Here is a 14,154-nt window from a genome sequence, read left to right on the forward strand (position 1 = left end):
TAATATTGCAGTATTCGCAATTCTCCATTTCTATCTCCTTTAAGTTAATAAGGTTATAAATGCTTTTCAACGCACTTCGAATATTTCACCTAACGTTCCTGTATCTACGAACCCGAGAGGCTTAAGGCGCATCGCGCCGGGTCCGACGGACTTAGCCTCGCAGGGTTGTGAGCTGATTCAACTTCCCAGCACTATTACTTCTTGCGAACCAAGGGCAACGCCTGCAGCGTAGATATGTTGTTAGATGATGCATCTGACATCTTTGAATCTACTCTCATTAACCTCCAATATGATAGTAATCAGGATCCAAGACAATCTCACTACCATTCTTATCTAGCCACTCATTACTGATTGTTATAACATCCCAAATTCGTTTCGAAAGTTTATTCCTCGAATCGAAATTTATATTATGAAAAGATAAAAGAGGTTCTTTCTGACCAATGTTTATTATCGCTTTGTTGACTACCCTAAACTTTCCCTCAGCATCTTTCTTTGCAAGAATATATGAATTAATTGGGTTTAAAGAGTTCATTTTAGATGCGGAAATCACATCATACTTATCATCTATTTTCTTAACGTCTTGAAATATATTCAAGTTACTCCTCGGTGAAATGCTCCACCTATAACTCCTTATCCAATCTCTAAATTTTAAAATTGTTATAGCCCATTCAACTGGATAAGTATTGGAGGTAGTAATCACAGTGTAAAGATCATCTAACTTTTCACTTACATCATTCAGATTATTATATACAAAGAAACCAAGTATCTCTTTATCTTCTTGTAGCTTCTCATTTAATGTTGATTCGGTTAAATTTAGAAGTTCAGTCACTCTAGCTAATGATTCAGACATTGAAACAGTCCCAAACACGAATGAAGTCATATGCTTTAGTATTTCAAGCAAACAGAAATCTATTTTTCCTTTAATGTGATCCTTTATGGGATTAAACAATATGCCCTTTGAATGTATTTCAGAAATACTTTGATAAATTATTTTTGATACTCTCTCTTTTTCATCTAATTCATCTGAGTCGTAAAATAATATACGCTTGTGATTTAGATCAAATGGAACATCTCGTACATTTCCAAATTTCTTATTAAAGAGACATATTATTTTTTCCCATCCTAATACCTTCGCTGCATAACCTAATTCTAATAACACATTAGGATTAGGTGTCTTTCTGCCACCGTAGTCTTGATTAATTATTGATACGTCACATATAAAAATATCTGTCTTATCGATTTTATTAAATATTGTTTCACTAATGTCCGGAGAACCAGTTACACCGAGAGTATCTCGGTCATAATCGAAATAAATCGAATATCCAGTGTTTTTACTTCTTTTTATTGCCTTTTTGATCACATCTTCAATAAAGGAGCGATTTGTATTATTGGGTAAATCAGATTGCCAAGAATAAAAAATGGTATAATTCAAAAGATCAACCTCACTATCCTTTAGGTTTACAGATGTTTCATCTAACGTTCGCACATTCCTGACGTTCAAGCGGCTTAAGTGACCATAGGGAACGGGTCGTTAGACTTAGCCGATTGAATGTGTCGCCAGAATTAACTTCTCCGAAATCCCTCTTGGCGACCGAGGACGCGACGTTGTAGGAATGTAATGTTAGGTGATGTCATCGGTTCTAAGAGTTACCTGAGGTTCATTAGAAATTATTGATGGATCGTTTGTTATAAAATCGATGATCTTAATAATGTCTGTTTTTACACTTGAAAAATACTCATCTATTGCTTCCTTAGTAATCACGTTTATTACAGTATGCGGCATCCCAACAATTGGGTTTCTCCATACCATAACTCCTTTAGAAACCTCAATTACAGACATCTCATTACTTTCATTTAAATAAGTTTCAAATAGTTTACCGTCGATCACTATTACAGGCAAACAGATACTTACATATCTATCATTCTTTCTTGAATCTACACTTTTTGATATAGCTCTAGTTGCTTTAGAAACCGAAACACATGAATTATATGCAACATCATTCCCGTTTGTAAAAGCTTGTGTAAGTCCATAACCGGGGCGTTCTGGTAAGCTAAATAGATTAAGGTCTTGAATTTCTTTTTTATGTGCTAAGTTTCTCAATACAATATTTCCAATTCTTGAGCCAGCTCTTTGAGCTATTCTAGCTGGAGGAGCTAATCTTGTATTCTCTGAGGTAAATATTATCCATGGTTTATCTTTCGATACTTTGCATTCAATTATCAGGCTTATTCTAACAAGTTTATTACCAATCTCTTTTTGAAGACTTGCAACTATATCTATCTCTCTTTGTTGAGTTGACTCATCATCAATAAAATACTCCGATTGAATAACATTAAATTTTAAGTTCAGTAAAACTTCTGCCACACTCATCTCTAATGGATAGCCCTGAGAATTTAACCAATCCATTATTCGTGTATTAATATTATTGTCTGACAATATCTTCACCTTTTCCTTTCACGATGATTTCACCTAACGTTCCTGTATTCATGAACCCCGAAGGGTTGTCTGCTGAAATGCTTCCCTGAAATCCTTCTCGCAGACCAAGGCTCCGAAAGGAGCCGCTGCTTGAATACTATGTTATATGACGGAATCACTTCTTCGATTAACCAACAGTCATTCTTGATTATAATCAGTCATTGTTCTGCTATATGTTCCAATAAATCTCCTGGCTGACAACCTAAAGCCGCACATAATTTATCAATCACTTCTAATGACACATATTCGTTCGTATTGAGTTTCGCCATTGTAGCAGACGAAATACCTGTCATTTTCAATAAATCCTGCTTCTTAATCTCCCTGTCGATCAATAATTTTTGAAAAGGTTTATAACTAATCATCTGATATTCCTTTCACACATCAAGTGAATTTTTCTTTAATTATATGAAAGTATATTTTCTTTATCAAAAACATCTTCAACATGTATTGACTTAATTGTTTTACATGTTAAAATTATATTTAATAAGTTAAACTTTAATTCATAAAGTCAAATGAATTGGATGGTGTTCAGAATGCATAATTCTTTGGAAGTCTTACTTGATTCACTGATTCAGACTCGAATTGAATCTTTATATGGCGAGCTTATCAAAAACAACTCCAGCTACAACCAGTTCTCATCCGAACGGAATCTCTACTTCAAGCAGTTACATGAAGGAGTACCGGAGAATATACAGAAGATCCTATTCCTTTACGATGATGCTGAGCTTTCTGTTCAAGCTATTTTAGAACGTGAAATTTATTTGCAAGGTTTTAAGGACGCTCTTCATCTGCATAACGAATTACATATATCTTTAGATTGAGAGCCTTCAGGCTCTTTTTCATTTTGATTCTGTCATATAAAGTTTTGCCCATTCACGAACTCCGTCAGGAGTTATCTGCCACGATTTTTCGGCAGATCAAGGAACATATTAACGGTGCGTGAATGGAATGTTATGCGGAGTACTTGTCGTCACTGAATTATTTACTGACCTCCTTAGTTTCCTCGTTCGCAACAATTGCTTCAGCCTTATAATCCATCATTGTTCTCAAGTGTTTTTTATAGGCTGAAAATGTTGAATAAATATAGTAAACGTAAAATACTGGGATACCGATACCCAGATACATTAACAAGTCACCAAGTAACAATTCTGTCGAAAAAAGATTGATTTTGTTATTAATGCTGGAGTTATTATTTGTATAAAGACCTAAGATAAATATTATAATGGGTATGGGTGAGAACGTTTTTAACAGATCTAATTTTGTTTTAGTTATTTCAACAAAAGTCCCTGACCACACTGCATACATCTCTAACCTTGCATAAGATAATTTTTCTTTTTTAGTTTTATAAATCAAGTTCATGTGTCTAGAAAACTCAATAATTTCTTTATAATCCTTATAACATATACCAATTATTATGATCGAATAAATTAACCAAAAATAAAATGAAAACATAAATTTTGATACATCAGGAAAAAAAGTTTTTCCCAAATATGAAACTATAATCATTAGAATAATCTTAGATATAAAGGAATAAATAGATCGTTTTAAGTGATAGTTCAATTGTTTGTCTCCTTTTACAAGAATTTCGTATAACATTCTCGTATTCATGAACCCCAAAGGGGTTGTCTGCTGAAATCCCTCCCCGAAATCCATCTTGTAGACCAAGGCTCCATTAGGAGCCGCAGCTTGAAAATTATGTTATATGGTATAGGCCACTTCCTCGAAAGCATGCTATATTATTTCATAAATCTTCAAACTTCTAATCTTTGAATCTAGATACCTACTTGTTCCTAGTGACTCTGAATATATGGTTTCAATGCAGTGCTCAATAATTTTGTCTTTTACTCCTGTAAAATTCATAATTACTTTAGGATTCACATCAATCTTAAGCATCTCGGTAATTGCATATTTTATAATTCCTGTAAGTCCACCTCTCCCTGTTATTTCCTTCAATAAAGTTACTCTTGAGCTTGTTTTTTCTGGTAAATCGCTCCCATCAAATTGTATTAATAATTTCGTGGAAATTGACTTACTGTCACGTATATAAATATATTCATTAAGTTGTCCTACAAGTTGCTCTGGAAGATGTATAGAAAATTCGTTAATTGTTATTATCCCAATATTCTCTTTATACGAGGTTCTAGGTAAATCAATAATTTCTCTATATGCAATTCCAGTAAATATAGTTAACTTATAAATTATTGCAGACAATAGTTTATTAAAACTAATCGAATCAGATTCTGCATACCTTGATACATCCTGTATGACGCTATTACATTCATTAATTAAATCTATAATCTCTTCTTCAGTGAATCGGCTTGACTTCCCAGATTCTTTAAGGATTGGGTGATCAGAAACTGCTTTATTTATTGAATACCTAAATGAATCAATTTTATGCGCAGGTAAACCAATAGCCTTTAACAGAGGCTCATTCTTAACATGCCCTACAGTCATTATGTATACAAAAAATTCCTTTACCGCTGAAACAAACCTCTGAACAGTTGACACAGATGTTACGTTGTTCTTCGTGATATAATAATTAATACAATCAATTATTATATCAGTTGAAATTCCCCTTAAATATTCGTTAATATTTTTTTCTGTTACATCTTTACTTTCAAGAAAATCATGAAATACACCTAAATCCTTATAATATCCAACGACATTCCTTGATTGTTCATTTTGCTTTGCTTGAATGAACTCATCAATTAAATCTTTTAGCTTCATGTAAATTCCCCCACAAGAGTAATAGAACTTCTAATTATTCGGGTTATGTCATATAACGTCCTATTTACGAACTTTATGAATCCTGCACTTTTCCCCTTATTCTCGCACTTTCTGCGTTTCTATCCTCCAGCCCGCTCATCCGGTCCAACGGACTTTGATTCCCCCCAATGTCCCGTCTGCTCACATGTGTATACCGCTCCTCGTTCGCACACTCTGATGCCCTAGCAGTTCCTGAATATATAGTGAAGATCGATCCTATTCTCCAGTAAGTGGGTCGCAAAGCAATGCCTTAGCGAATGGATACTCACCTGTTTGCGAATGTCCGCTTCAACCAGCGCTTTTTCAAACACTTTCTGCGCTGAACGTTCCGTCAGGTGGCAGCCTTCTCTCTGCCCTGGAAATAGTCAGTCTTCTAGCTGTCCAACCCTTATGTACTGCTCGGCCACCGCAAAGGCCACTTTGGAGAGCAGCGTTTGCCGAACCTTCCTGCTTCATCCCGATAGAGTAGGTTTATCTTCATCTCACTTGTCTCCTTAGTATATCAGCCGTTCAAAAATTTGGAAATCTAATTTTGCACAAAAAAAGGGCCTTAAGATGGAAATTTACCTTAAGTCCCTGATTCTTTCGGATCAAATTATTGATCCTTTAAGTTCAATTTTCATTATATAATTACTTGAAATAAGACTCCGAAAACAGTGGAATAATGTAACGTTAATCTCTTGTATAAGGATACGCGGCTAAAAAGCATAGTTTCTCGCCGCTTTTTTCAAGCAAACCGCTTGTATTACAATCATATATAAAGAACAACGAATTATATTTACCATCTATTTTACTCAAATCATGTAATAGTGGAGATAAAAAAGAATCAACATAGGAAACATCTTTTATACCATCATCGGTCCCGTCAACCTGAAAGACTCCTTCAGCAAAATCTTCGTCAAAATCATCTATTTCATGATCATTTAAAAAACCGCTAAAAACATCCTCATTCTCATCTTCCGGGTATTTGATCTCAACATATTCAAACAACTCATCTTCAGAGGCAAAGTGACCGTACCAGACGGACACAACATTTTTTTCAAAGCAATCCATATCTTCACCCCGCTAATATTTCAGTTTATACGTATAGTCTATCTGTATCCCGCACCAGCTACCATGCTCTCTATCCCACAACAGCTGTTAAAGCTAAAAAGCCCGCGCTGATCGCGGGCTTTGCTGTATATAAGTCAAAATCATGCCTAGTAGACTTGCTACTCAACCTTAAACTGCTTTAATTCGTCTTGCAGCTTATTGGACAATTGATTTAATTGTTTGGATAGTTCAGCAACCTGTTCGAAGCTCTCCAATTGTTCCTGCGTGCTGGCGCTGACCTCTTCGGTTGAAGCGGAATTCTCTTCTGTGGTAGAAGAGATGATCTCCAGCGCCTGTAAAATCTCATCTTTGTGCTTGTGGACTTTGGAAGTGTTCGTGCTGATCTGGATCATTCGCAATTTCAAATCTTCCAAATCCTTGTTAATGCTAAAGAATACTTGCTTCGTGTCCTCCACCGATCTCGCGTTTTCTTCTGCAATTTTCAGACCGTGAACCGTATGCTCAACTGATACACTGGTTTTTTCTTCGATGACACGGACCTTCTTGTAGATTTCCTGTGTCGCCAGTGCAGTCTGCTCAGCCAGCTTGCGAACCTCCCCGGCAACCACAGCAAACCCTTTGCCCTGTTCTCCTGCACGTGCAGCTTCAATAGAAGCATTGAGCGCCAGCAGGTTGGTCTGCGTTGCAATTTGGTTGACCGTATCCACGATGCTGGAAATCTCATGACGGCTCAGATCAATCTCCTGAATAATAGACGACATCGCTTGTGTGGAATTGTGATTTTCTTCCGCCCATCTGGATAACTGATCTACTACCGCAAGCCCCTGTCCGCTTTGCTCAACAGAGATTTGTACCATCGTTTCGATGGCTCTGGCATCATTGGCAATTTCGTCAATTTGGCCGGATAATGCTCCGGTTTTTTGTAAAATGTTATCCGTTTCGATGGATTGGTAGTTCGTTGCATTGGCAATCTCATTAATTGCTGTCGCAGTATCGTTCATAGTGATCGCGGTTCTGGAAGAAATGGATTGCAAATCATGAGAAGACTGATTCAAGACTTGAGCTGAGCCGCCCACCATTTGGAGCATGCCTTGAATTTTTTGAACCATATTGTAAATTCCTTGAGAAATTTGCCCGATTTCATTGTTGGATTGCGTATCAAACTGAACGGTCAAATCTCCATTTTCAATCAGCTTGATTTTTGCAAGCAATTTCGGGATTGATCTCAACAGATAACGGAGCGTTATATAACAAATCACAACGAGCAGGATGGTGGCTGCGGCAAAGCCGCCAATGGTAAGCCAGGTAAAGGTTTTTAATTCTGTGAGCACCTCTTCTTCAGAAATGGTTAAGCCTACAGACCACCCCGTATCTTTACTGGTTGCATACCCAATATAACGAGGTTCCCCATTATCATTAATTAGCTGTACTCCGGACTCGCCGGCAATCATTTTCTTTCCAATCTCCCCAAGGTCACCTGTGCTTTCGTTAATCTTTTCTTTCAGCACTTTATTTTGATCGGGGTGATACAAAATATCACCTGTTTTGGACGCAAGAATCGAATAACCTGTGCTTCCAAGCGAATAGCTTTGCATAACGGCAGGGATGTCTTTGAAAGCAATATCAACTGCAGCAAATCCGATTAATTGGTTACTGCTATCTTTAATCGGATAGAAAATGCCCATGAGCACATTACCCGAATTGACGTCCTTATAGGGTTCTGAGTAGTATAAACCGTCTGCTTCAACAGCTGGCTTGAAGTATGGGCGTGTATGGATATCAAAATCCGGTTTAGAAGCAACACCATCATTCTGAAGAAAGAAGCCTTTACCAGATATTCCTGCAATCCAGGCGTCGGCAAAAGATGGCTCTGCCTTTACAATGGCTGCCAGAGTCGCTACTGTTTCCGCAGCATAAGGAGAAGTTTTCACCATTTCTGCCGATGGGGTGGTTTCTAAATATTGCTTAAAAAGATTGTTCGTTGACATTTGTTTGACAAGTGATCCCTTTTCCTTAAACAACGCATCAAATTGAGTGACAACGGCCTGCGTCTTGGTTTGGAGCATGGCCTCTTGCTGCTTGACAAGTATGCTTTGCGTGCTTGCAAACATGAACGTCCCCAAGGTTGCAAAGACGACAACGATAATGACTAACAAGACCATGGCCAATGTGTTGGCGATGCTGGATGATCTGAATACGCGCTTCTTAATATTTTGTGACATGCTGCCATCTCCCCGAGGAATATTGAGCGAAAAGCTCTTAGATAATATGTCGGAAGTTTGCAGCTATTTTAATAGGTTTTTAGTATACACAATTTAAAGTTTCGCTATCTGATTCCTCATAGATTCCCTCCCAACCTGTTCGGTAACTCCAGCAAAAGATTAGGACAGCACAAAGAGCCTCCGTCAGACGTAGGCTCTTTACTAAAAGCTATATATGAGAACGCAGGGTTTTGCGGATTTAGAGCGTTTCAGCGATCCGTAAGCTCAACCCTCATCCTCCGTCGTTAACCCAACTGCATCGTTGTGATACACGTATCGTTTTTCTCATATGTAGAGAATTCAGTTTCAGCCGTTTTACCTTCATGATTCACGCTAATACGGTATGTTTTATCCCTCGGTAGCCATAGATCAATAAAACCATTGGATTGTGATTTTATGGCGGCATTCTCCATGATGACATTCCCTTCGGAGTCGTGAACGGTCACATTGAACGCTCCGTTTTTTATTTCGCCTTGGCAGCCCGTTAGACTATGAGTTGCACAAGGGTGGGTCTGTTCCACATATGGCGCAATCGAAACAAAAAACTCGTTGTCAGGCAAATCATAATTCATGGTCTGAGTATCGTCCCCTGTGACAATCAACTGACTGGAATTAATGGAAGCGGACTGGGGTGTTGCCTTGCCTGCACTGATATCATGCACCAATTGCTTGATGTCTGTGGTCTCGTGGTTTTCTGCCCCTTCTTTCTGAATATTTCCTGCAATTAGGTATGTCCCCAATGCGGCAATAACCAACCCTGAAGCGACCAAGATTCCTTTTTTCATCTGGAGTTCATCTCCTCGTCTGTTTTGTATTATTATAAGGGAGAATGCACCATAATGGGCAAAATGGGGTGCTGAAGTCACCAGATATTCACATTCAACGTAAAAATACCCCATTACTCTTGTGGAGCATTGGGGTACACTCGTTTTTAACGGTCCCTGTTCACGACATAATGTATTAAGTGCTTCAGAAAAGCAATATTACGTGGGATTTCTTCCAATGCTTCCATCGCGAGGCAATAGTGTTCCCACATCTCTTTACTGGCACCTTCAATACCGAGGATGGACACGAAATTCGAATTGTTATTATCAGAATCTTGGCCAACAGGTTTTCCGAGTACGAGCATATCTCCTTCCACATCCAGCAAATCATCTTTAATCTGAAAAGCAATCCCCATATGATAGGCGAAGTTCTTCAAAGCAGCAATTTCCGACTCCTTGACCTGTGCAAGCATGGCTGGCATAACCAGACAAGCCTCAAACGCCACCCCTGTTTTGTAAAAGCACACCATATTCAGCTGCTCCAAGGTCAGTGCCTTTCCTTTGGAATCCAGATCCATCGCCTGACCCATACACATATCCTCTGCCTTACGGGCCGAGTATTGTATCAAAGCAAGCACCGTTTCAGCATTGAACTGGTCAAGTGACGATTGTTCCCCAATCGCCTTCTGGATCAGATACAGACCGGTTAGTTCCGCAGTGGCGCTATTGTGCACCTGATGCAAGGTTTGACGCCCTCTACGGGTAGACGCATTATCCTGGGAAGGAAGATCATCAAAGATCAGGGATGCGGTATGCATATATTCCAGTGACCTCAGAAGAGGCACGATTGCCGATGCATCTAATCCATATTCGTTCACGCCCATGACCCAAGTCAATATAGGCCGTATCCGCTTCCCGTCCCCTTCGAGACTGTAATTTGCAGCCTCAATAAGCTGTTCTTTCATGGCCGGAATCCCTTGTGGCTTGGTAATTTTCAATTGGTTGTTAATCTGCTCACGGACCATTTTGACCGTATTGAAAAAGTCTTCTTTTTCCCTCGCATCGTTTTTCAGATGGGTAATCATCTGGTCCCGAAGCAGCTTATCTAAGAAATCTACATCATCCGCTTTTTGTACCATCTTCTGAATAAGATTATTAAATTCCGGATTTCCGGATGCAAAGATCTCCATCGTTTCGTCATACTTTTCAATACCTACACGTTCTTTATAACGTTTGAGTCCATTCATTGCCCGATCCAGTATCACCTCACGAGCCATGGCATCGGAGTCATATACATTATGGATCAAATAGGAAATAACCGCCCAGTATAATTCAAAGGGATTGATCAAATCCGATCTCTGATGATGATATTTTAAATAGTAGGTATAGGGTGTTACCGCACCGTCTCTCATATCGTCAACCATATCCGCAAAATCATCAGCAAGCTGGTTATAGATGCCATAAAAGAATGTTCGTTGCTCAAAACCCTCATCCGCAGGAACACTAATCACGGAACGGACAATCAATCGGGACGAAGAGGACTTCAAAATAACGGGTATATAAAGCTCTTCATTGGTATAAGTAACTCGCGTTAGGTCCTTAACACGGTCAATATCTTGAGCATGAAAAAAAACATAGGACTGCTCGAAAAAGGTTTGCTGTGTGTCTGGCCGCTGATGTTCCTTAATATACTCAAATGCATCCGAGAGCTCCGAATGTATGTATTGAATCAACTCCATATGATTTCCGGTCCAATCGCCCAACTCAGGCACAGATCCACTAAGAAGCGCGGTACGTATCATACGGGAATATTGTTCTTTTTCTTCAACCGTCAAAACCTGGGAATCGAGAAGATCATCAATGAAAGGATAGGTTAGACCATAGGAGTACCCAAGCCTGATGGCTTCATCAAGTCTGCGAGCACGTTCCACAGGCAACACTGTATCGTCCATTTCTTCCATCACATGCAGAATAACCCCGATAATGATCTTAATCAGTTTGCGCTGGGCTTGCTCGGCATCCATCTCCATGGGAATATGGGAGGATACAGACCTAAGTTTGTTGATCACCCAAATTATCGCGGTTTCTATACCTTCCCTCTGGGCCCACCGATACACCCCGGCCAAATTCATAAATTCCGGTTGGTCTCCCCCGTTTGCACTGGTGGATTGGATCAAGTGTTTTTTTACGTCTGCAATGACACGCTGAATCCGGGTATGTGTGTCAGGAGAATTCAGAGCTTTGCCTAGGTCCCTCATATAAATATAGGAGACACTTCGGTCCAGATAATCATCCAATTTGCCTGTATAATTCAGCCATTGAATGTATCTATTATAGTCCCGAGTATCAGGTTTTCTCTTTCTCCGTGAAAAAAAGGATAACCATGAGGAATGATGAATATGATTTTTTTTCCACTTTTGAACGTCTTCTGTCAGGGTGGTCACATAAGATTTGTCTAAGACCTGATCATACAGTAATGCAAAATACTGAATCGCCTTCCGCTCAGCCAGCTGATATCCTGTATTGGCTTGTAATTTTTCATTCATATAATGCATTACCTCAACTTCTCATTTTGTTAAACATGGTTGCATTTCTCCCTGAGGGAACGAACTTGGATCATGTTTTTATCTTTATACGGAAAAAAAACTGTAAGGTTACGAAATTATCATGCTGCTTATCGATACCCCCTCTTTGGCAATATCCATGAATTTAAAACAAGAATATAGGCTCAAATTACTTCCAATCAACAAAAAAACCCACGTCTGACGTGGGTTTTTATAATAACTCTTCTATCGCCACCTGGTACAACAGAGAACCTTCACGGAGCAGCAGGCGGTTTTTTCTGAAATCCTGTTCGTGCGGCTGAAGAAACTCTTGATCGTCATTTAAAAAACGGATGTTTTGCCCTTTGCTCAAACTACCTGGCTTCACATTCTTTTTCAGGACATATTGTCCACTCTTTCCATACCCGCCATCGAATAAAAAGTGATATCCATCTGTAGCCACCCCAGAGCAGCCAGAAATCCTCGGATTCATTAACGTAATATTCGTGTGGTCACTACCGGAAATACGTCCTAATGAAAAGTCTGAATAGTAATAAAACCAGATTTCCTGTTCGCTGACTACGTTTAATGCATAGCAATCATCAATGGCTGCTGCTTGGTTCTCATATATTTTATCTCCCTTTTCATTCCAGGCAACAAGGCCGGAGGACCCAACAGGCTCAACCCAACCATAATTGCCAAATATACCTTCGTCAAAATAACTGGTCCAGATCGTACCTTCTTCTGTTACCTGAACACTCTGGATGCCGTCTCCAAGCAACATCTCATTGACGGTATGACCTTCATAATCAAGGATTTTACCATTTAGATCGTATTGACCAGGTCCGTAATAATGGCACCGTGCTCCGACGAGTAACAAATGATTTTTTAGAGGCTGTACATAATGATAGTTGAACTGCTGCCCCTCCACACACACTTCTTCGATGTGATCGTCTAGGATGAGTACCTTGTAAGTATGTCTGTCTTTAAGAGAGGCAGGCGTGAACATCCCCCGCACTCGTTCTGGGGCTTTATCAATCAGCAAAATATACACGCGCCCATCAGGGCCAAATTGGGTCGAAACGATCTCAAATCCTTTTATATCATTGGAAATATCAACAAATGAATGAAGCTGTTTAAATAGATGTGACAAGGTAATTCCTCCTCTGAAGGGTCAATAAAGTGAAGTGTTATTTGTATTGAACTCATTTTGTCATAACGGCATGTTGCTGAGTAGGGCGGAAGTATGGCGATATAGTGAACAAAAAAAGCTGGGTTCTGCTTCATAAGAATAGCAGCCCAGCTTGATCTTTATAGATGTTCCCCTTGGAGCGTTTGGTCCTTCTCAACCTTCTGCCATAAAGCCTCAGTCAGTTCATCTATCGTCTCCTTCATCGCCAGCTTCTCGCGCCAACGACTCGGAATACCGCTTATTCCGTAATAAGCTCCTGCAATTTGCCCGTACACCGCCCCAGTCGTATCAGCATCATCCCCCAGATTCACTGCCAACAGTGCTCCCTCTTCAAATGAAGTCGAATGGTGGAATGCCCACAACGCAGCCTCAAGGGAACGAATGACATACCCGGTTCCTTGTATTTCAGGCGGCTCTTTATGCCGGTAAGATCCCCGAATTATTTCTTCAATGGCTACCGAATAAGCGGGCTCGTCCTGCCGCCACTTATAACAGACGTCCGCCGATAACATGGATTCTTTGTCCGCTCCTCGCAGACCTGCCACAAGGATTGAAGCAAGCACAGCACAGGACTCCACACTTTCGACTGCTCCATGAGTGGTTCGTGAGCTCATCTCAGCGTACATCACCGCCTCTTCCGGACGGTTCGCATAGGCCATAGCTACAGGTGCAAGCCTCATAATAGAGCCATTGCCGGCAGTCATGGGGTCAACGGACCCACTGTACGGATCTCCGGTAGCTTCGAAGCGATGCAGTGCTGCTCTCGTTGCACCACCGATATCAAAGCACGTTCCCGTGCTGCTCATATATCCCAAGTGGTACCAATTGGTGTATCGGCGCATTTGATCTGCCGGATCAAAGCCATCTTTTCGCACCATACTCTCGGCCAAGCAGAGCGCCATCGACGTATCGTCCGTCCACTGGCCCGGCTTTAACCCAAATACACCGCCGCCCACGATATCCGTTACAGGTTCAAATGTACCTGGACTGCTGAATTCCACAGTGGTTCCCAAAGCATCGCCCACAGCCAGCCCAACCAGACATCCCAAAAAACGATCCTTGATAAGTGCCATTTTGGTTTTACGCCCCTTTTCAAATG

Annotated in this window: 13 protein-coding genes; 1 reads left to right on the top strand and 12 read right to left on the bottom strand. The window is 40.1% G+C overall.

All coding sequences use genetic code 11. The annotated features are described in order from the left end of the window. Nucleotides 1–277: 277 nt before the first annotated feature. The 3 genes from BM358_RS18565 to BM358_RS18575 form a co-directional block, all read right to left on the bottom strand. Nucleotides 278–1,432, bottom strand: a complete 1,155-nt coding sequence (locus BM358_RS18565) for a hypothetical protein (RefSeq protein WP_049828473.1) — start codon at nucleotides 1,430–1,432, stop codon at nucleotides 278–280. A gap of 189 nt (nucleotides 1,433–1,621) precedes the next feature. Beyond that, complete coding sequence (locus BM358_RS18570) at nucleotides 1,622–2,437, bottom strand: hypothetical protein (RefSeq protein ID WP_028542324.1); 816 nt, start codon at nucleotides 2,435–2,437, stop codon at nucleotides 1,622–1,624. A 197-nt stretch (nucleotides 2,438–2,634) separates the two neighbouring features. Then, complete coding sequence (locus tag BM358_RS18575; RefSeq protein WP_010345194.1) at nucleotides 2,635–2,838, bottom strand: helix-turn-helix domain-containing protein; 204 nt, start codon at nucleotides 2,836–2,838, stop codon at nucleotides 2,635–2,637. A gap of 171 nt (nucleotides 2,839–3,009) precedes the next feature. On the opposite strand from BM358_RS18575, the gene BM358_RS18580 reads away from it, so the two are divergent. Continuing rightward, complete coding sequence (locus tag BM358_RS18580; RefSeq protein WP_028542323.1) at nucleotides 3,010–3,297, top strand: hypothetical protein; 288 nt, start codon at nucleotides 3,010–3,012, stop codon at nucleotides 3,295–3,297. 157 nt (nucleotides 3,298–3,454) lie between these two features. On the opposite strand, the gene BM358_RS18585 is transcribed toward BM358_RS18580, so the two are convergent. The 9 genes from BM358_RS18585 to BM358_RS18625 all read right to left on the bottom strand — a co-directional run bounded on the left by BM358_RS18585 (nucleotide 3,455) and on the right by BM358_RS18625 (nucleotide 14,128). Beyond that, nucleotides 3,455–4,036: a hypothetical protein gene (locus BM358_RS18585; RefSeq protein ID WP_143109567.1), complete on the bottom strand. Its 582-nt coding sequence runs from the start codon at nucleotides 4,034–4,036 to the stop codon at nucleotides 3,455–3,457. A 171-nt stretch (nucleotides 4,037–4,207) separates the two neighbouring features. Next, nucleotides 4,208–5,203 (bottom strand): hypothetical protein, encoded by a 996-nt coding sequence (locus BM358_RS18590; protein ID WP_028542321.1) that lies wholly within the window; start codon nucleotides 5,201–5,203, stop codon nucleotides 4,208–4,210. A 221-nt stretch (nucleotides 5,204–5,424) separates the two neighbouring features. Beyond that, nucleotides 5,425–5,553 carry a tyrosine-type recombinase/integrase gene (locus BM358_RS26950; protein ID WP_231517242.1) on the bottom strand — a complete coding sequence of 43 codons (129 nt, stop codon included), beginning with the start codon at nucleotides 5,551–5,553 and terminating at the stop codon, nucleotides 5,425–5,427. A 361-nt stretch (nucleotides 5,554–5,914) separates the two neighbouring features. Next, on the bottom strand, nucleotides 5,915–6,295 hold the full coding sequence (locus BM358_RS18600) for an immunity 22 family protein (RefSeq protein ID WP_028542320.1): 381 nt from the start codon (nucleotides 6,293–6,295) through the stop codon (nucleotides 5,915–5,917). Nucleotides 6,296–6,453: 158 nt separating this feature from the next. Further along, entirely contained in the window at nucleotides 6,454–8,517 is a 2,064-nt protein-coding gene (locus BM358_RS18605; RefSeq protein ID WP_028542319.1) for a methyl-accepting chemotaxis protein, read from the bottom strand. A gap of 284 nt (nucleotides 8,518–8,801) precedes the next feature. Further along, nucleotides 8,802–9,341 carry a CueP family metal-binding protein gene (locus BM358_RS18610; protein WP_028542318.1) on the bottom strand — a complete coding sequence of 180 codons (540 nt, stop codon included), beginning with the start codon at nucleotides 9,339–9,341 and terminating at the stop codon, nucleotides 8,802–8,804. 146 nt (nucleotides 9,342–9,487) lie between these two features. Next, on the bottom strand, nucleotides 9,488–11,875 hold the full coding sequence (locus BM358_RS18615) for a polyprenyl synthetase family protein (protein WP_028542317.1): 2,388 nt from the start codon (nucleotides 11,873–11,875) through the stop codon (nucleotides 9,488–9,490). Between the two features lie 220 nt (nucleotides 11,876–12,095). Beyond that, a complete protein-coding gene (locus tag BM358_RS18620; protein ID WP_028542316.1) occupies nucleotides 12,096–13,016 on the bottom strand; it encodes a hypothetical protein in 921 nt (306 codons plus the stop codon). 158 nt (nucleotides 13,017–13,174) lie between these two features. Beyond that, complete coding sequence (locus BM358_RS18625; protein WP_028542315.1) at nucleotides 13,175–14,128, bottom strand: ADP-ribosylglycohydrolase family protein; 954 nt, start codon at nucleotides 14,126–14,128, stop codon at nucleotides 13,175–13,177. Nucleotides 14,129–14,154: the final 26 nt, after the last annotated feature.

This window comes from Paenibacillus sp. cl130, assembly GCF_900116035.1.
In the GTDB taxonomy this organism is placed as follows: Bacteria; Bacillota; Bacilli; order Paenibacillales; family Paenibacillaceae; genus Paenibacillus; species Paenibacillus polymyxa_B.

What these genes read in the sequence shown, in the direction of transcription:
- BM358_RS18575 (WP_010345194.1), bottom strand. Translation starts at nt 2,838, where the DNA reads ATGATTAGTTATAAACCTTTTCAAAAATTATTGATCGACAGGGAGATT.
- BM358_RS18580 (WP_028542323.1), top strand. Translation starts at nt 3,010, where the DNA reads ATGCATAATTCTTTGGAAGTCTTACTTGATTCACTGATTCAGACTCGA.
- BM358_RS18590 (WP_028542321.1), bottom strand. Translation starts at nt 5,203, where the DNA reads ATGAAGCTAAAAGATTTAATTGATGAGTTCATTCAAGCAAAGCAAAAT.
- BM358_RS18600 (WP_028542320.1), bottom strand. Translation starts at nt 6,295, where the DNA reads ATGGATTGCTTTGAAAAAAATGTTGTGTCCGTCTGGTACGGTCACTTT.
- BM358_RS18605 (WP_028542319.1), bottom strand. Translation starts at nt 8,517, where the DNA reads ATGTCACAAAATATTAAGAAGCGCGTATTCAGATCATCCAGCATCGCC.
- BM358_RS18610 (WP_028542318.1), bottom strand. Translation starts at nt 9,341, where the DNA reads ATGAAAAAAGGAATCTTGGTCGCTTCAGGGTTGGTTATTGCCGCATTG.
- BM358_RS18615 (WP_028542317.1), bottom strand. Translation starts at nt 11,875, where the DNA reads ATGCATTATATGAATGAAAAATTACAAGCCAATACAGGATATCAGCTG.
- BM358_RS18625 (WP_028542315.1), bottom strand. Translation starts at nt 14,128, where the DNA reads ATGGCACTTATCAAGGATCGTTTTTTGGGATGTCTGGTTGGGCTGGCT.